The following is a 17,851-nucleotide window of genomic DNA, read 5'->3' on the forward strand; positions in this document are numbered from 1 at the left end:
AGGAGTGAAAGATGGCGAACACGCCTGGAGCCATACCAGAGCAAACTACCCGTACAGTCGTACCCAAAGCACCACTGTTAAAACGATTGCGCGGACAAAGACAACTCATGTTCATGTCATTGCCCATCGTTGCGTACATTCTCGTATTCTCGTATTATCCCATTTGGGGCTGGGTTATGGCCTTTCAGAATTACAGTCCTGCGAAGAGTTTCACCCAGCAGGAATGGGTCGGGCTCAAACACTTTAAGTTTTTGTTAACAGACGATGCATTTCTTAACGTGCTTCGTAATACCATTGCGATGAGTGTCATCAATATGGTGCTCGGATTTGCGACAGCAATTATATTTGCCATTTTACTTAATGAGATCAAACATAAGTTATATAAACGAACTATTCAAACAATATCGTATTTACCTCACTTTCTCTCATGGATTATTGTGACAGGTATCGTAGCAAGTTCACTATCTGTAGATGGTGGGATTGTAAATGTGGTACTCATGAAGCTGCATATCATTCAAGAACCTATCATGTGGCTTAGCGTTCCAGAATACTTCTGGGGCATTGTAGGCGCATCCCATGTATGGAAAGAAGTTGGATGGAATGCCATTATTTATTTGGCGGCCATCACGTCTATCGATCCTTCCCTCTATGAAGCGGCAGAGATTGATGGTGCGAACCGATATAAGAAAATGCTGTATGTGACCTTACCCGGAATCAAATCCATTGTTATCATTTTGCTGATCATGAATATGGGCTGGATTTTGGAAGCTGGATTCGAGGTTCAGTATCTGTTAGGTAATGGTGTGGTTGTCGACTGGTCACAGACGATAGATATATTTGTCCTGAAATACGGACTACAGATCGGGAATTATTCTTTGGCTACTGCGGCAGGTATCTTCAAAACAGTAGTTAGTATCACGCTGATCTTTGCGGCGAATTCAATTTCCAAACGGCTCGGGGAAGACCGATTAATATAAGGGGGACTAGAGATGGGAATCAATAAATCTCGGCTTGAACCGATTGTCTTCCATACGTTAAATGGTATACTGATGATCGCAATCGCGATTGTTACCCTGTATCCGTTTGTGAATACACTCGCCGTATCATTCAATGCCGGTAATGACACCATCCGGGGTGGGATTTATCTGTGGCCTCGGGTATGGACAGATCAAAACTACAGAGCAGTATTTGCAGGAGGGACCATCTTCAGCGCCTTTGGTATATCTGTGGCGAGAACGGTTTTGGGGACAGTTTTAAGTCTATTCTTAACCTCCATGCTGGCTTACACACTAAGCCGAAAAGATTATATATTACGAAAGCCTATTACCATTACAGTTGTTCTTACGATGTATTTTAGTGCAGGTCTTATTCCAACTTACTTCCTAATGAAAGATTTGCATTTGTTAAACAACTTCCTGGTGTACATTATTCCTGGGCTGATCAGTGCCTTTAATATGATTGTTATTCGAACTTATATCCAGACACTACCCGAGGGATTGATCGAATCAGCCAAAATTGATGGTGCTGGAGATTTCAGAACATTCATTTCCATTATTCTACCGCTGTGCCAACCGGTTCTCGCTACTGTTGCACTGTTCATTGCAGTCGGTCAATGGAATTCTTGGTTTGATACGTTTCTGTATGCATCTTCCAAACAAAACCTGAGCACGCTGCAATATGAGTTGATGAAACTATTATCATCTTCTATGAATTCCAACAGCAGTGCAGCCGTTGCCAATGGTGCAGATCTTGGCGCTGCGCGTAACATGGTCACACCTGTATCTATTCGGGCAGCGATTACGATTGTTGCCGCATTACCCATCTTGGTTGTATATCCATTTTTGCAGAAGTATTTCGTTCATGGCTTGCAGCTTGGAGGGGTAAAAGAGTAAACTTAATGCAGTTCCAGATAACCGATCAAAAACGGTCACTAGGTGACCGTTTTTTTATGTTTTTTAAACGGCGGGCGGTAGTAAGTCAATTGCACACGAATCTACCTTATTCAATAATGTTGTTGACAATTAAATTAAAGTTACTATAATTTATATTTACTTGATTCACCAGTCAGTCTCTTTTCAGGGTGCCACTGCGCGCGAAAGCCCTATATCAAGAACTGTCCACAGCGCCTGACCATCCCGAGCTCTTACCATTTTATCAAGGAGACTGAAGAGAAAATGAAAGTATTAATCGTAGAAGACTCCATTTTCGTACAGAAATTGCTTACAAAGCTGATTGTTGATCATATTCCAGCATGCGAGATTCAGATTGCTAACAATGGAGAGCAAGGATACAACCTATTTAAGGAATTTCAACCTGATTTTATAACCACCGACCTGCTGATGCCTGGTTTGAACGGACAAGAAATGCTTCGAATGATTCGAGAAACGGATAGCAATGTCAAAATTATTATCTTATCTGCAGATATTCAGAAGACAACTAGGGATGAAGTTGAAATGTTAGGCATTTCTGGTTTTTTGAATAAACCGTTAACCGCAGAGAAGGCAACGACCATGATTCAACTGATTCAGGCGGCCTATCATGCTGAATGATTTACAGAAGGATTTACTTACTGAACTAGTAAACGTTTACGTGGGACAAGCGGCTAACATGTTGTCGGAGATTGTGGACAAGCGCATCGTTTTGAATATTCCGGAAGTGGAACTAATCTCCATATCCGATGTTGATCCTGGAGATCGAAGATACAACATTTTCTTTAGTGAAGGTCACCTGTTTAGGTCATCTTTACAGTTTGGCTACGAATTTCAGGGGAAAGCATTTCTGATGTTTCCTGTTGAGCAGGCTAAAGTATTGGCAAACATCTGTCTTGGAGAACTGGGTGAGAGCGTTATACCGAACGATCCGAACCTGATGGACACGGATTTGGACGTTTTGAAGGAAGTTAGCAATGTCCTGCTTAACGCCATTATTGGAGAATTTGGTAATTTCCTGGAGATCAAACTGGAATACGTCCTGCCTGATATTGAACTGATCTATGTCACCAATTCCGATCAACAAATATTGCTTCAGAATGAAGTCTATGTCCTGGTTTTACATACCTCGTTTTTACTTGCCGATACGGATGTGACAGGTATCATTGTCATAGCATTAAGTATGAACTCCATATCGAGCCTGCTGGCCAAAATGGACGCTTTGTTGGAGGCGGACAATGGATAATCTTATTTCACAAGCTTTGAACAAAGCCCATATGGGAATAATGATCGTGGACAGACAATTGAAAGTTGTTGTGTGGAATGGCTGGTTGGAACGCCTTACAGGCAAAAATAAAGAAGAAGTAGTTGGCTTGAATCTGCTTGAAGTATGCCCAAGGTTTAAGTCGAATGTGTATTTGAATATTTTGCAAAATGCGCTGTATCATGGACAAAGCAGATTTTGCTCAAGTGCTCTACATAAGGCTTTTATTCTTCCGAAGGAAGGCGAAGATGAGCATTTATTAAGACAAAACATGAATGTGGACCCGCTCTATTTGGAAGATCGCAGTTATGCCCTCATTCAAATCAGTGATATGACAAACGTGAATACAAGGGTCTATAAACTTAAAAATCTGATCAAAGAGCTGGAGACGGAGTACGCCAAAATCAAAATCTCCGAGAAAATCAGCAAGCATTTGTCTTTGCATGATCCACTTACAGGTCTGCCTAATCGTCTTGCTTATAATGACCGTCTTGCCTGGGCCATCAGTAATGCCCAAAGAAACCATAGCAAACTAGCCGTCATGTTTGTGGATGCTGATGGGTTTAAACAAGTTAATGATACATATGGACACCATGTTGGCGATCAAGTGTTGCTGGAAATGGCAAAGCGATTAAGCGAAACAATTCCAAGTGCGGACACTGTAGCTCGGCTTGGCGGGGACGAATTCATCATTTTAAGCCATCTGAAAGATGATCATGATGCTGAAATTATCGCCAAAAGATTGGAAGCTGCATTCAGTACCCATTTCAAAATTGCCGGAAACTATATCAACCTTTCGATGAGTATTGGTATCAGCCTATTTCCCAAGCATGGACAGGAGCCTTCCGAACTTCTGAGACATGCGGATGGAGCCATGTACAAGATTAAAAAGAATGGCAAGAATGGTTATGGATTTTATGAGCCTGAAGATGCTTAAGAAATCTAAAATGTCTTTTAATAAAGTTGCTATAATAGCAACTTTATTTGTCTATACAATTAACATAAGAAAAAATACGTTTTTTCTATGAATAATATTTTTTTACATATGAAGATGAGAGAGTAGTTATTGAGTAATGAAGTAATCATTCAGCCAGTAATACTTATAAAGGAGTGTACATATTTAAAGGGTACAAGAAGCGCAGAGGTGTGAAGACGAAAGATAAGTCGGTGGCTCCTGATGGTCAGCAAGCTAATATTAAACCATAGGATTAATGTTGCTACCACAATATTGAGAGGGACCAAAGTATGGCCCCATTGAGAGCCGCCGACGAGCGGCTTTTTTGGATTTTAAATAAGGAGAAGTCTGAAAGAGGCGATAGTCAGAACAGTACCAAAAGCAAGGAGAAAAACACCTCTAAACTTGATACCCATCATATCGTATTCATGAAGTTCATCCTTCGTACGATTAAAAGGCCATGAATTAGGTCGTCTCAGTGCTCTAACCCCAAAGAATAAACCAAGCATTCCAAGCAACAGAAAGAAAAAGAAGAAAAACATATCATCCCCCCTTTAACAAAGGTAAGTAATATGGAAGCCTATTGATCATATTGATTTGCCTATGCTGGCTGAGAATACATACTTTATGAAGGGTTACGTGGTTTGAACATTTTGTAGAAGATCAAACTGTATACATACGCCATCACCATATGGATTAAAATACGAAGCGTAAGACCAGATGGTTCCATCCATTAAAATGCCTGTTAATAAAGTATATCATAAGACATCCAGTCATAAGGAAGAGACTCACATCGAATGGCAGAGCTGAAAAGGAGCGATTCGTGAATTCCGGAGCAAGGTGTCAAAAGGTTAAGATTAGCGAATCTATTTCAAAAAAATTGGAACAATGTTATGATATAAAAGGGAAATAAATCTAATTATTACAATAAATTTAATATATTTACAGAGAGGGATTAAAGATTGAAACTATAATCCAAATATTTTTTATTATGAGGAGGATAAACTATGAATAAGAGAAAAACGAAGAAAGTTAGTACGGTAATGATTTGTATTCTATCGTTATTTTTGGCATCTTCAACAGTCCTGGCTAATACTGCATCTTCACCGTATAGTACACCCAAAATTAAGGGACACACGTACACTTTCACATCTGAAGTATGGACTCGAAATTTCACTACAGGTACGACTGCTGAAGCCGTTGCATCAGTGAAGGCTTCAGCAAGTGTTCCAAATGGATATATGGGAACTATGGCTAGATTGTACACATCTGGCGGAAGCTTAACAGCTTCAAGTTCCATGACATATAATACGTCGAAAACCTCTAGTTTTTTTGTCTACTCTCCAAGAATAACGACTAAAACGACGTATTATGCTCAGAACGTAGGTGAATTCTATAATGGGAATGGATACACTCGTTATACTGGATACAAATCGCCAAACTTAAAGTTATCGAACGTAAATTCATCAAATGCTTTATTTGAAAACAACACTGAAACATCGGAAACGATTCACGAATTATTGCTTCAAACTAAATATGATGTCAATTCACAGGGCGATACCTATGGCTCAGCATTATCTGAACCAATCATTGGGGTTGAACCCGATTTGATTGCTGCAATTGGCACCAATGGAATCGAGGGTTATCTAAAAGCTGAAGATCTTACACCTAAAATCACTACCATCGAAGAAGCCTTAGCACAAACACAAGTGAATGGTACTGTTCGAACGATTCATTTGTATGATGTAGAAGGAGACAATATCATTGGAGAATTTGATGTAGTTACTGATTATAAAGCAGAATAGAAATTTTTCAGAGTAAAAGAGCCGCTAAATTTGCGGCTTTTTTGGGTTAAGCTATCCATTTCAATTAAGTTGTTTAGCCGTATTCTTTGCCAAAGTCCTCCATCTTTTCAAGAATTGGTAGTAACTTCATTCCCTTGTCTGTTAACGAATACTCAACTCGCGGAGGAACTTCCGGATATACATCGCGTTGAATAACACCATCATTCTCCAACTCTTTAAGCTGCTTTGTAAGGGAGCCTTGAGACAGATCTCCAAGGAATTTTTTGATATCCGTATATCGCCGTGTTTCGTCTTTTAGGTACCATAAGATAAAATATTTCCAACGCCCAGAAAGGACATTCTGAGTAAAAGCTATGGCGTACATGTCACTTTTTCCATCTATAAACTCTTGTTCAAATCCTTCATTGCAAACTCTCATTCATATCACTCCTGATCCAAAGGTACAAAAAGATGTACTATGTTCATTTAAATTGCCCTCTTTGCTAACAAAACAAATACATCTATGATGGTGTCAACACCAAAACAATTTTAGTTTACTAATATGTGAAAGAATAATTAGTCTTATCTCGATTGAATAGTTAGCAAGCTAAATAAATATATCATAGAAATGAGTGACTGATAAGGGCTGGAGACAAACCGATATTCGATCATACTGTAAATTTTAACAAGGGAGATGTTTAACAATGAGTAAAAAAATTCGTACAGGTATCATAGGGGCATCCATTAATAACGGGTGGGCGAGTGGAACACATATTCCAGCTATTCAGCATTTGGATGAGTTCGAGCTTACAGCGGTTGGGACAAGTAATATGGTGAGTGCAAAGAAAAGCGCAGAAGCTTTCTATGCAGATCACGGCTTTGATAATATGAAGGAGTTGGCTCAGCATCCTGATGTGGATATGGTCGTTGTCAGTATTAATGTCAAGGAACATTATAACGCCGTGAAAGCCGTCGTGCCTGCTGGCAAACCAATCTATTGTGAATGGCCACTGGGGTCGAATACAGAGGAAGCGCTTGAAATACAGGAATGGGTAGCATCCGCACAACTGCCAAATGCGATTGGATTACAGGCTAGACAAGCCCCGGCCGTTCAATATGTTAAAGATTTATTGGCAGAAGGTTATGTCGGTAAAGTGTTGTCTGCCATCCTGAAGATCTCTATAGATAGCATGGGTGGCGTTGGTGACAAGTCGACTGCGTACTTGTATGACCGGAAAGTTGGAGGGAACTTGCTGACCATTGTAGGGGGCCATAATCTGGATGCCTTCACTTACATGCTTGGGGACTTTACAGAATTGTCTGCCACCACAGCTCAACAGTTTTCAGAAGTTGAATTGGTAGATATTCAGAAAGTCATCAAGAAAACAACAGATGATCAGATCATGATTACAGGAAAATTGACTAATGGTGCAGCAGCCAGCGTTCATATTCAAGGAGGAGTCAAACATCAGACAGGACTCACACTTGAAATTTTCGGAGACAATGGCACGATTGTTCTGAGCGCTCCTGCATCCATTCAATTCGGATCACATCAATTACGCGGTGCAGGATCTACGGACAACGAGCTTCGTGAACTAACCATTCCCGATGCCTATTACTCGGCTCCACATTCTCTATATAACGACTCCGGATTTGTTCTGAACATGGCTCAGGCTTATCGTAAGTTTGCCAAGGATATTCAAGAAGGTACTACCTTAGCACCTACTTTCGCGGATGCGGTGAAACTTCATCAGTTACTGGATGCCGTCGAGAAATCAGCCCAGACCGGTGAACGTCAATATCTATAACCTCACTCAAGAGAACAAAAGCTGATCCATCCCTATATTTAGCATGCTAAATATATTCGCACGATAGAAAGGTTACACATATTTGTGCCTTTCCAGAACGAAGGAGAAAATCGTTATGAAAAAAAGAAGTGAAATGCAACTGGCTTTACAGATGGTTTCGGGTTATGGAGCCGAATTTAGCGCATGGAGAATGCCTGGCACGGATCCTGCAGCTTACACCAATATGGATAGTTATGTAGAACGGGCTAAATTAGCTGAACAAGGAAAATTTCAAATGATTTTCATCGCTGACACTCCAGGATTATCCAACAATTTAGGCCCACAGACGCCTATGTTCCCTATGGACCCCATGTTGGCACTGATGGCAGTAGCAAGAGAGACACAACACATCGGGCTTGTTGCTACCCTCTCTACAACATTTAATTATCCCTACAACATTGCACGTCAGTTCAAAGCACTGGATGTTATCAGTCATGGACGTGTGGGATGGAATGCGGTTACCACATCCGACCCCCTAGCGGGGGCTAATTTCGGTGCCAGGGTTGAAAATCGCCAAGAACGCTATGACAAGGCACATGAAAGCATACAAATTGTTCAGGCCTTGTGGGGGAGTTGGGAACCAGACGCTTGGACGTTAGATGTAGAAGGAGGGGAATTTGCGGATATGGACAAAATCCAGCCTATAAACCTTCAGGGTCAATATTACGCATCTCGTGGTCCTTTGCCCATTCCGCCCTCTGAGCAAGGCCAGCCAGTGATTTTCCAGGCAGGGGGAGGAGGTGAAGGAGTAGAATTAGCTGGGAAATATGCTTCGGGAGTGTACGCCAATCCTTATGATATTACGTCTGCCCGTGAACACAGACAAGCGATAAGGCAAAGTGCTGCCCGTTTCGGTCGAAACCCCGATGATATCAAAATGTTTGCAGGTTTTATGTTTTCTCTGGCTTCAACGGAGGAAGAAGCTCTGGATCGTCGGAAACAGCTTATGAGCTTTAATCCTCAGGAAATTCCCAGCAGGGTAAGTTACCTCGGATCCATGGTTGGTTTACCCTTATCGGTAAACTCAGTAGATATAGATCAACCTTTAGCGGCAGGCTTGTTGAAAAATGCATATGCCAACCCCATGGACCCACGTTCTCCAAGAGCCTTAAAGTTATTAAAAGAAGGACTCTCTGTAAGGGATGTTCTCGCTCACGGGGTCATCAACTATCATCCGGTCGTTGCAGGCACTCCGACACAGGTTGCTGACTTCTTGGAAGAATGGTTTCTGGCTGAAGCATGTGACGGATTCTCAGTCGTGCCCGATGTATCTTTTGATGGCGTTGCAGATTTTGTGAATCAGGTAGTTCCTATCTTGCAGGAGCGCGGTTTGTTCCATAAGGAATATGAAGGAAAAACACTACGCGAGAATATGGGCGTTCCTTACGAATACGGATTGCAGGAACATGGAATCAACGAATAAAGGAGAGTTTTTTAATGAATAACACACTCGAATTGCTTCATAACCATACATCGTTTCGTTCTTACACATCTCAACCCCTAACTGAGGAACAAATAGATGCAATATTTCAGGCAGCGAATCAAACTTCATCGTTCAGTCTTCTTCAGGCGGTATCCATTATTCGCATCACAGATCCAGTACTTCGAAAAAAACTCAGACATCTCTGTGTCGATCAACCCTATATTGAAGAAGCGGCAGAATTCTGGGTCTTCTGTGCTGATTTCAACCGAAATCATGAAATCGCTCCGGATGTGGATATTGAATATATTGAATTTCTGTTGATTGGTTCATTCGATGCCGGCCTGATGGCACAAAATGCGTTAACCGCGGCTGAATCGATGGGACTTGGCGGAGTGTTCATTGGTGCGGTCAGAGCCAATATTAGCGAACTATCTGACGTATTGAATTTACCTAAATATGTTATCCCTCTGGTGGGATTATGTATCGGTAATCCAGCTGGAGATAAGCCGGAACTGAAACCTCGCCTCCCTCAATCCATGGTATTGCTTGATAATCAATACCAACCGATGGATCAAGAGAAATTGGCAATCTATGATGAGACCATGCTGAAGTATTATGAAAATCGTCCGACGAGAGCTCCTTTCACCGTAAAAAAAGTAAAAGGATGGAGTGACCATATCCAGGATCACCTCGAGAGAAGTATTAATCCGCAAATGATGGCCTACTTGAACAAGCAAGGTTTTGCCAAAAAATAAGCTTTACGATAAATCCAATCTTCCTGAACTTTAGAGTTGTCCATAATAGGTAAACTGACGACTGTAACTTATTAAGTATGATAAATCACTCTGATGAAGAAGGCATCATTCGCACAATATGCTCTGCTATACTTCGTTCTGTTAGTTTAGTTTGTTCAGCAGTATGCAGAGTAACTGCTTCATTAATCATGTTAGCATAGATTTGTGCGTACAAAGTACGTTCATCAGAGTTTATGTCCTGCATACAAAGATCCAAATAATGCTTAAGTGCAATGACTAATTTTGAAGAGAGAAGAGGAATAATTTTATTATAGTTCCGTCGACATTTCTTTTTGACTTGTTGATGATACTCAAATGCTGCGAATACCAAGTGCATCATATTGTCTTTGGTAAATGCACACACACCATTAGTATGTTGTTGAATAAGTTCTTCTGCTGATTTTTTTATAATCTCATCCAATAATTCATATTTATCTTGGAAATGAGCATAGAATGTTGCCCTATTGATTTGGGCTCGCTCCGTTAAATTTTGTATTGTTATTTTATCAAAATCTTTTTCTTCCATTAGTTCAAAAAGTGACTCGAAAATGGATTCTCTTGTTCGAGTTGTACGAATATTTCTTACTTTAAGTCCCATGAATCTATCTCCCTTTTTTAAACCAACAAAAGGCTCGCATTGTTGGTTGTTCATCAATGATGTTCCGGATACAATTGAACTACTAAAGCAACTATTGTTGTATTAGTATAAAACTAAGAAGGTGGTTAGTCTATTAGAACTTTAAAGTGCAAGCTCTATAGTAAGTAACTAAAACAGTAATAAATTTTCGAATTAAATACAAATATTGGGGGATTTTAGATGAAACTCACAGGAAACACGATTTTCATTACAGGTGGCGGTTCAGGAATTGGACGTGCATTGGCAGAAGCTTTACACAACCTTGGAAACAAAGTAATCATCTCGGGTAGACGAAAAGAGCGTCTGGAGGAAGTACTTAGTGCTAATCCTGGAATGTCTGCAGTTGAACTGGACATACAGGATCTTTCCAGTATTGAGGTAACCGCTGAGCAACTTATTAAGGACTTCCCTGATTTGAATGTGTTAGTTAATAACGCCGGCATCATGCTTTTCGATGAGGCTGCGGGTGTGATTAACGAAGAGGTTCTGGTTTCAACGGTCTCAACAAACTTGCTTGGACCAATTCGGATGACGTCTTCATTAATCGAACATCTGAAGTCTAAAGAAGAAGCTGTGATCATTAATACGACTTCTTCAATCGGGTTTATTCCGTACGCAGCGACTGCAGTGTATTCCGCTACCAAAGCAGCGCTCCATTCTTATACCTTATCACAACGTTATTTGCTTAAAAATACAACAGTAAAAGTATTAGAAATTATACCACCTGGGGTTCAAACAGAACTCATGGCAGATCTTAGTGACGATCCACATGCGATGCCACTTGAAGCATTCATTAAAGAAACAATAAGATTACTCGGTACGGATGCTGAAGAAGTTCTCGTGGAACAAGCTAAAATGATTCGTGATAACCAAGGCCCGAATGAAGGAGCTTTTGTAACCCAACTTAACGATATGGCGAGCCAAGCTGCAAAAGGCCATTAATTTCATTTTTCCAAGACTTTGGTTTCATTGTTACCAAAGGTGAATTGACACCTATATATCCCCATGATACATTTAGTCTGCTAAATATAATTCGAATGTTAGGGAGGGACCGTTCATGACGACAGATGCAGTAGATTGTGATATTCGACAGTCTTTAGATCGAATTTCCTCCCAAATGCGTCGAAACTATAGTGAATCTCTTCGGGAACTTAATCTCTATGTAGGACAAGATAATCTGTTGTATCGGCTGTGGTTGGGTGATGGGGTAACACAGATGCAACTAAGTGAACATATGAAATGCGAACCACCAACCGTTACGAACATGGTCAAATCACTGGAACAGAACGGATTTATATATCGCAAACGTGATGTACAGGATGCAAGGATCATGCGTATCTTTCTAACCGATAAGGGCAAAGAATTAGAAAAACCGGTTGAGTATAAATGGAGAGAGCAGCAAGAGAAACTACTTCAATCCATTTCTTCGGAAGATCGGCTGATATTGAGGCAATTCATGCAACAAATGGAGCGAAATATCTTATAACTTATGCCAAGCTTTACGTAAGCTAAATGAAATGAACGAAACAGAGCCGCTATTATAGCGGCTTTTTTTATTTCCAATAGTTATACTTCCTTGCCCAGAACAAGAATTTGTACTTTCAGTTTCGGAATTTACGATTACAACTCTAATGTGGGATAAGATTGTGATAATTCAAGTTAATTTTGTTCATTTAGATGCTTAAGAGATTACAGTACACTGGAAGAACATACAAATGGAACACACTAAACATAAAAAATGTGAGGAATTATAATTCGTTGGAGGTTTTAACGTGAAGACCAAAAATATCTGGTTTAATCAACCTGCTGAAAGATGGGAAGAGGCATTACCTATCGGAAATGGAACTCTTGGAGGCATGATATTTGGGAAAACACAGATCGAAAGAATTCAGCTTAATGAAGATAGTCTGTGGTATGGTGGTCCGATGCAGCGGAATAATCCTCAAGCACTTGAATCTTTATCTCAGATCAGAAGCCTGATTTTTGACGGTAAGATTAGGGAAGCAGAAGAACTCGCGGCAGATACTCTGGTAGGTGTTCCTGACGGTCAAAGACATTATGAGCCATTAGGGGACTTCTATATCGCTTATGATCACAGTGAACATGAACCAAATGGATATCAAAGACATCTCGATCTGGAACAAGGCAAGGTAAACGTGAATTATGCCGCAGATCAGTCCATTTACAGCCGAGAATATTTTGCTAGCTACCCGGATCAAGTGCTCGTTGTTCATCTCAAATCTAGCTTGCCTGGAAAGTTATCTTTCTCCACTGTTTTTGGCAGGGGAACCGTTCTGGAATCAACATCCTATTCAGATATTCTTAAGCATCCTGTTGGCTTCCAATCCTATCTGGACCGGATCGAGAAGCGTGGAACGAATAACTTGATCATCCGGGGAAGAAGTGGGGGAGAAGAAGGAATCCGATTTTGTTGTGCGATTCGCCTTATATCTGAAGGAGGGCAGGTTCATTATTCAAGCGGCCAGCTTTCTCTGAAGGATGGTAATTCAGCGACTATTCTAATCACGGCTTGCACGGATTTTCGAGTACCCAAGGCACAACTCGAAGTGGAGTGCCTCCGCAGAATTGATGCTGCTTCCGCAAAACCATATAGCGAACTGCTCGCCGATCATGTATCGGACTATCAAACCTTATTTGAAAAGATGGATATACATCTCGAAGATGAAAATAAAGATGTTGGTTATTCCGAACTTCCAATCGATCAGCGCCTTGAGCGGCTTAGAGCTGGTAAGCATGATCCGGAACTCATGAGTCTATACTTTCAATTTGGTCGTTATCTGCTTATCTCAAGCAGTCGTCCAGGTTCTTTACCTGCAAACCTTCAAGGGATATGGAATAAAGACATGCTTCCTGTATGGGATAGCAAATATACGATTAATATTAATACACAGATGAACTACTGGCCTGCAGAAAGCTGCAATCTGTCTGAATGTCACATTCCATTGTTTGATTTTATAGATCGACTGCAAGTCCGGGGAAAGGAAACCGCTAGAACCATGTACGGATGCAAGGGATTCGTTGCTCATCACAATTCGGATATCTGGGCAGACGCTGCACCGCAGGATGTATGCATGACATCGACGTTTTGGACCATGGGAGGAGCATGGCTTTCATTACATCTATGGGACCACTACGAATACAATAAGGATGTTCAATTTCTCAAAAAGGTTTACTCCACGATGAAAGATGCGGCTATGTTTATTCTGGATTATCTAATAGAGGATCCTTCCGGTAATTGGGTGATATGTCCTTCGTCCTCACCGGAAAATCGCTATATATTAGATAATGGAGAGTCGGGGGCTTTATGTTTTGGTGCTTCAATGGACAATCAGATTATTAGAGAACTCTTTACGCGTTGCATTGAAAGTACCCAGATATTGCAAGAAGATCAGGAATTCGGAGAAGAACTCCGTAGTGCTTTAACCAAAATACCGGAGACCTCCATTGGCAAACATGGCCAGATCCAAGAGTGGAGTAAGGACTATGATGAATTGGAACCTGGCCACAGACATATTTCCCATTTATTCGCTTTGCATCCCGGAACGCAAATTACGGTGCAATCCACACCTGATCTGGCTAAGGCAGCGCGCGTAACACTCGATCGAAGATTGGAACACGGTGGTGGACACACAGGATGGAGCAGGGCGTGGATTCTCAATATGTGGGCACGATTAGAGGAGTCGGAACTTGCACACGATAACATCGTGGAACTTTTACGTTCCTCCACGTTACCCAATCTGTTTTGTGACCATCCTCCATTTCAAATTGATGGGAACTTTGGAGGTACTGCAGGGATAGCAGAGATGCTTCTCCAGAGCCATAACGAAGTAATCAGATTGTTACCTGCTTTGCCAGCAGCTTGGCCAAAAGGATATATTCGTGGTATTCGGGCTCGTGGCGGATTTGAATTAGATCTGGAATGGGAAAATGGTCGTCTGTTAAATACCAGAATTCGCTCTATTGCAAAATCAAGAGTTACCTTATCCTATCTGGACCAAAAGATAGAATTAACCTTTCCTGGCCCCAATGCTATAATTGAATTAAAAGGGAATAAATGGAATAATAAATAAGAAATTACCGATTACCTGAGCGAATACCGGCTGACAAAATAGCCGGTATTTGCTCTTTTTATTTGCTGAGATAAGATATAGGCAAGAGGTGGCGTGTTCTTGCTCAATGCAATGTTTAAAGAAGACTTCCATATTTAACAAATTTACCAGGTGAAGTGCCGACCTGCTTGGTGAAGGTGCGAATAAAATTGGCGTAATCTCCAAAACCGGATTGATAACAGGCCTCTGTAATACTTAAACCTTCGATTAAATAAGATTTCGACAGCTCTATACGGCGACTAAGAATGTATGCTCGAATCGTGAGTCCGGTATGCTTTTTGAATTGTCGACTAATATAGCTGCTATTCGTGAACATCGCCTCTGCCAATTCTTCCAGCGTCAGTTGCCTCGTCAGATTACATTCAATGTAACCCATCGTATTTCGAACTAGTTCAGGCATAATATCCGTTGCAACAAAATCCGTATTTTGAAAAGTTAGATTCGTTAGAAGAAGTAGCTGTGTAATCAAAATATTCCCCAGAATATCTGCTCCATAATCACTTGATGAGAGACACTGTTCAAGCTCGCCAGCTAATTGCAGCACTTGTTGAAGCTCCTCCTCTTCAAGATGTACGATATTACCCTTACCCTTGGGACGGTAGTCGAAACATGCGGATAAGTTGGTGCTAGAAGTAGACAAGCGGTTCAGATATGACTTTTTCAGATTTATGGTAATTCTCTCATATTCGTTTTTGTCCAAGGCAAAGGAACGGTGCATCTCCTCCGGGCTAAGAACGAGCAGATCGCCACGTTGCAAATGGTAACAACGGTTCTCAATATAGAAGTTTACATTGCCACGTAGAAATAAGTAGAGTTCATATGCATTATGTCGATGATAAAACGTTCCCATATTATACGTGGTGGTGCGATGAAGGTACAACAGCTCATTCTGGATTGGATCAAACAGGTATTCTGAAGTCTCATTCATATCAGATATATGACCTCCTTGTCGTTTCGCGCAATAAATATAGCCGCTTGTGCAATGAAATTGCAGACGTGAACCTATAAAATGTAACCATCCTAGCATGAAGGATACATAATTGCAAGCGTTTCCACACGAGTGTGTACAACGCGATTGGAGGAAAAGATGGATCTGATTTTCACGGCTAGAAGTAGAGTGCAGGACAACGTAGAGTACACGGCATTGAATAAGCATGCTCTCAAGGCTGACGTAAAAGTAACAAGCGGGCACGGCAGTGCAGAAGACCCATGGCAAGCCGACATTCAGATTTACAACGAGGGCCAGAATGCTTGGGCAGGGGTTATTCATGTGGAAATGCCGTTGGACAAACAGAATCCGAGGTTTTTTTTGCCTGCATTTATGTATGGCCGCAACCGGGGCGAAGCACCCCAGAATGTCCCAAATGAGTTCCCCAGACTAAGGGAGGGCAAGCGCTCTCGTCCTTCATCACCTTGGTGGATGGTCCGAAGTGATCGTCTGTCTCATCCAGCTGCACTTATCTATGATGAAGGTCGGATTGTTGGTCTAAGCGCAAGTCCCTACTGGATCAATACAGGAAACCAGAAGCAGCAATGGTATCCAGAAATGGAAGGAAACTTTGTGCAATATGGGGGATTCACATGTTCTATTGAAAAGGGTACGGTCGGATATACGTTGGGATATGAGAATGCTCCGTTGTTATTTATCAAATCCAGACTTGTCCATGAACGAGCTGCCCTTGGAGAAAATTGCTTTGAACTTGCGGCAGGTGAATCGGTTGGGCTCACACTTGAACTATATAACTACGAGTCTGAATCAGAACTGGGCATCAATCCAGCACTGGAAACAATCTATAAGAGGTATCACGAAAAACCAAGAGAAGGAAGTGACATTCAGACAACGGTAACAGATTTGTCCAATGCCATCTATGAGTATGCCTGGCTTCCGGAGGATCATCATTATTCTACATTTGTATATGAAGATGCTGCTGAAACCAGTGGCTACCGATACAACAAAATTATTTCAATCAGTTGGACAAATGGTATGACCATCGCTGCACCAATGCTTATGGCTGCATTGCGACTGGATAATGAGCCCATGCGACAGCAGGCATTATCCTGCATTACCAATATTATCGAGAATGCCATGAATCCCGAATCCGGACTTCCATATGACGCCTATCAGGATGGGATATGGAGTGTTAAAGGCTGGTGGTTCGACGGCATGCGTACCCCAGGACATTCCTCTTACCTTGTAGCTCAAGCGATGTTCTACATTCTGAAAAGCTACGATTATGAGAAGCGCATTCGAAATGTGAGACACGATGATTGGCTTGCTTACGTCAAACCAATACTTGATCGTCTGGAGTGCACGAAGAATACGGATGGAGAATATCCCACCATTTTGTCAGAGCGGACCGGAGCAGGTCTTGAATATGATGCTTTTAGTGGAGTCTGGTGTCTTGCTGCCAGGGCATATTACTGTTGGTTAACCCATGATGAATCTTCTCTGGAAGAGCTCAGACGCAGTGAAGCCCACTATTACAACACCTATGTGCAACACATGGAATGTTACGGCGCTCCGCTCGATGCGGACAAAGCTGTTGATTCGGAAGGCATTCTGGCGTACATCAAAGCTGTTCGGTTTCTGCACGCGTTGACCGGTGACGAGCTGTATCTGGATCACATGAGAGATGCGATCAGTTATGAATTCAGCTTCAAATTTTGTTACAACTCACCTATTAAAATTCCGCCACTCAGTACATTAGGCTGGTCCAGTTCCGGGGGAAGTGTTACTTCAGTAGCTAATCCGCATATTCACCCCATGTCAAGCAATCTAGTAGATGAGCTGTTGTATTATGTTGGACAACGGGAAGACAATTATGTTCGCCAACGTAAGATGGATACCATCGGGTGGGGGTGTCAGACCTATAATCGTTATGATCAAGAATTCGGCTATGGCAAAAAAGGATGGATGTCTGAACGCTTCTGTCATTCGGAAGGACTGGTCACTGAAAAATATGCGGATGGTACACCAGCCAGCACCTGGTTTTGCCTGATGCCATGGGCCAGTGGATCGATCATCGAAGGCCTTGTTGGCGACTATTGGGATTATGCGCGACCTGTATGAATTTATTTTGCAATAACTA

16 protein-coding genes are annotated in these 17,851 nt (G+C 41.6%); 13 read left to right on the top strand and 3 right to left on the bottom strand.

The features are described 5' to 3' along the window. Positions 1-11 precede the first annotated feature (11 nt). From F0220_RS15035 to F0220_RS15060, 6 genes are all read left to right on the top strand, one after another. Positions 12-977: an ABC transporter permease gene (locus F0220_RS15035; RefSeq protein WP_017688458.1), complete on the top strand. Its 966-nt coding sequence runs from the start codon at positions 12-14 to the stop codon at positions 975-977. 12 nt (positions 978-989) lie between these two features. Then, a complete protein-coding gene (locus F0220_RS15040; protein ID WP_017688457.1) occupies positions 990-1,892 on the top strand; it encodes a carbohydrate ABC transporter permease in 903 nt (300 codons plus the stop codon). Positions 1,893-2,174: 282 nt separating this feature from the next. Then, a complete protein-coding gene (locus F0220_RS15045) occupies positions 2,175-2,549 on the top strand; it encodes a response regulator transcription factor (protein ID WP_091016260.1) in 375 nt (124 codons plus the stop codon). Beyond that, on the top strand, positions 2,539-3,174 hold the full coding sequence (locus F0220_RS15050; protein ID WP_017688455.1) for a hypothetical protein: 636 nt from the start codon (positions 2,539-2,541) through the stop codon (positions 3,172-3,174). The genes F0220_RS15045 and F0220_RS15050 overlap by 11 nt, the downstream gene beginning before the upstream one ends. Continuing rightward, a complete protein-coding gene (locus F0220_RS15055) occupies positions 3,167-4,129 on the top strand; it encodes a sensor domain-containing diguanylate cyclase (protein ID WP_105598728.1) in 963 nt (320 codons plus the stop codon). Before F0220_RS15050 ends, F0220_RS15055 begins: the two co-directional genes overlap by 8 nt. Before the next feature lie 1,025 nt (positions 4,130-5,154). After that, positions 5,155-5,952, top strand: coding sequence for a peptidase (locus tag F0220_RS15060; RefSeq protein ID WP_105598730.1), 798 nt, complete (start codon positions 5,155-5,157; stop codon positions 5,950-5,952). Positions 5,953-6,025: 73 nt separating this feature from the next. On the opposite strand, the gene F0220_RS15065 is transcribed toward F0220_RS15060, so the two are convergent. After that, the gene (locus F0220_RS15065; RefSeq protein ID WP_074095086.1) at positions 6,026-6,370 is read right to left on the bottom strand and encodes a winged helix-turn-helix transcriptional regulator; all 345 of its coding nucleotides are present in this window, start codon (positions 6,368-6,370) and stop codon (positions 6,026-6,028) included. A 265-nt stretch (positions 6,371-6,635) separates the two neighbouring features. Between F0220_RS15065 and F0220_RS15070 the strand changes: the two genes are divergently transcribed. The 3 genes from F0220_RS15070 (at position 6,636) to nfsA (ending at position 9,956) form a co-directional block, all read left to right on the top strand. Further along, positions 6,636-7,739: a Gfo/Idh/MocA family protein gene (locus tag F0220_RS15070; RefSeq protein WP_105598731.1), complete on the top strand. Its 1,104-nt coding sequence runs from the start codon at positions 6,636-6,638 to the stop codon at positions 7,737-7,739. A gap of 115 nt (positions 7,740-7,854) precedes the next feature. Beyond that, a complete protein-coding gene (locus F0220_RS15075) occupies positions 7,855-9,201 on the top strand; it encodes an NtaA/DmoA family FMN-dependent monooxygenase (protein ID WP_105598732.1) in 1,347 nt (448 codons plus the stop codon). A gap of 14 nt (positions 9,202-9,215) precedes the next feature. Then, complete coding sequence (gene nfsA, locus F0220_RS15080; protein ID WP_091017686.1) at positions 9,216-9,956, top strand: oxygen-insensitive NADPH nitroreductase; 741 nt, start codon at positions 9,216-9,218, stop codon at positions 9,954-9,956. 85 nt (positions 9,957-10,041) lie between these two features. Here nfsA and F0220_RS15085 read toward each other — a convergent pair whose 3' ends face one another. Further along, complete coding sequence (locus F0220_RS15085; protein ID WP_181155414.1) at positions 10,042-10,593, bottom strand: TetR/AcrR family transcriptional regulator; 552 nt, start codon at positions 10,591-10,593, stop codon at positions 10,042-10,044. 219 nt (positions 10,594-10,812) lie between these two features. Between F0220_RS15085 and F0220_RS15090 the strand changes: the two genes are divergently transcribed. The 3 genes from F0220_RS15090 (at position 10,813) to F0220_RS15100 (ending at position 14,723) form a co-directional block, all read left to right on the top strand. After that, entirely contained in the window at positions 10,813-11,574 is a 762-nt protein-coding gene (locus F0220_RS15090; RefSeq protein WP_091019089.1) for an SDR family oxidoreductase, read from the top strand. A gap of 115 nt (positions 11,575-11,689) precedes the next feature. Continuing rightward, entirely contained in the window at positions 11,690-12,118 is a 429-nt protein-coding gene (locus F0220_RS15095; protein ID WP_091019087.1) for a MarR family winged helix-turn-helix transcriptional regulator, read from the top strand. Between the two features lie 286 nt (positions 12,119-12,404). After that, positions 12,405-14,723, top strand: a complete 2,319-nt coding sequence (locus F0220_RS15100; RefSeq protein ID WP_105598734.1) for a glycoside hydrolase family 95 protein — start codon at positions 12,405-12,407, stop codon at positions 14,721-14,723. Positions 14,724-14,838: 115 nt separating this feature from the next. On the opposite strand, the gene F0220_RS15105 is transcribed toward F0220_RS15100, so the two are convergent. Further along, positions 14,839-15,690 carry an AraC family transcriptional regulator gene (locus tag F0220_RS15105; RefSeq protein ID WP_105598735.1) on the bottom strand — a complete coding sequence of 284 codons (852 nt, stop codon included), beginning with the start codon at positions 15,688-15,690 and terminating at the stop codon, positions 14,839-14,841. Between the two features lie 159 nt (positions 15,691-15,849). On the opposite strand from F0220_RS15105, the gene F0220_RS15110 reads away from it, so the two are divergent. Further along, on the top strand, positions 15,850-17,832 hold the full coding sequence (locus F0220_RS15110) for a hypothetical protein (protein WP_105598736.1): 1,983 nt from the start codon (positions 15,850-15,852) through the stop codon (positions 17,830-17,832). The last annotated feature ends 19 nt before the right edge of the window (positions 17,833-17,851 follow it).

The organism is Paenibacillus sp. 37 (assembly GCF_008386395.1).
In the GTDB taxonomy this organism is placed as follows: Bacteria; Bacillota; Bacilli; order Paenibacillales; family Paenibacillaceae; genus Paenibacillus; species Paenibacillus amylolyticus_B.

Bases quoted from the DNA above. Each gene is read 5' to 3' on its own strand.
- F0220_RS15035 (WP_017688458.1), top strand. From the start codon at position 12: ATGGCGAACACGCCTGGAGCCATACCAGAGCAAACTACCCGTACAGTC.
- F0220_RS15040 (WP_017688457.1), top strand. From the start codon at position 990: ATGGGAATCAATAAATCTCGGCTTGAACCGATTGTCTTCCATACGTTA.
- F0220_RS15045 (WP_091016260.1), top strand. From the start codon at position 2,175: ATGAAAGTATTAATCGTAGAAGACTCCATTTTCGTACAGAAATTGCTT.
- F0220_RS15050 (WP_017688455.1), top strand. From the start codon at position 2,539: ATGCTGAATGATTTACAGAAGGATTTACTTACTGAACTAGTAAACGTT.
- F0220_RS15055 (WP_105598728.1), top strand. From the start codon at position 3,167: ATGGATAATCTTATTTCACAAGCTTTGAACAAAGCCCATATGGGAATA.
- F0220_RS15060 (WP_105598730.1), top strand. From the start codon at position 5,155: ATGAATAAGAGAAAAACGAAGAAAGTTAGTACGGTAATGATTTGTATT.
- F0220_RS15065 (WP_074095086.1), bottom strand. From the start codon at position 6,370: ATGAGAGTTTGCAATGAAGGATTTGAACAAGAGTTTATAGATGGAAAA.
- F0220_RS15070 (WP_105598731.1), top strand. From the start codon at position 6,636: ATGAGTAAAAAAATTCGTACAGGTATCATAGGGGCATCCATTAATAAC.
- F0220_RS15075 (WP_105598732.1), top strand. From the start codon at position 7,855: ATGAAAAAAAGAAGTGAAATGCAACTGGCTTTACAGATGGTTTCGGGT.
- nfsA (WP_091017686.1), top strand. From the start codon at position 9,216: ATGAATAACACACTCGAATTGCTTCATAACCATACATCGTTTCGTTCT.
- F0220_RS15085 (WP_181155414.1), bottom strand. From the start codon at position 10,593: ATGGGACTTAAAGTAAGAAATATTCGTACAACTCGAACAAGAGAATCC.
- F0220_RS15090 (WP_091019089.1), top strand. From the start codon at position 10,813: ATGAAACTCACAGGAAACACGATTTTCATTACAGGTGGCGGTTCAGGA.
- F0220_RS15095 (WP_091019087.1), top strand. From the start codon at position 11,690: ATGACGACAGATGCAGTAGATTGTGATATTCGACAGTCTTTAGATCGA.
- F0220_RS15105 (WP_105598735.1), bottom strand. From the start codon at position 15,690: ATGAATGAGACTTCAGAATACCTGTTTGATCCAATCCAGAATGAGCTG.
- F0220_RS15110 (WP_105598736.1), top strand. From the start codon at position 15,850: ATGGATCTGATTTTCACGGCTAGAAGTAGAGTGCAGGACAACGTAGAG.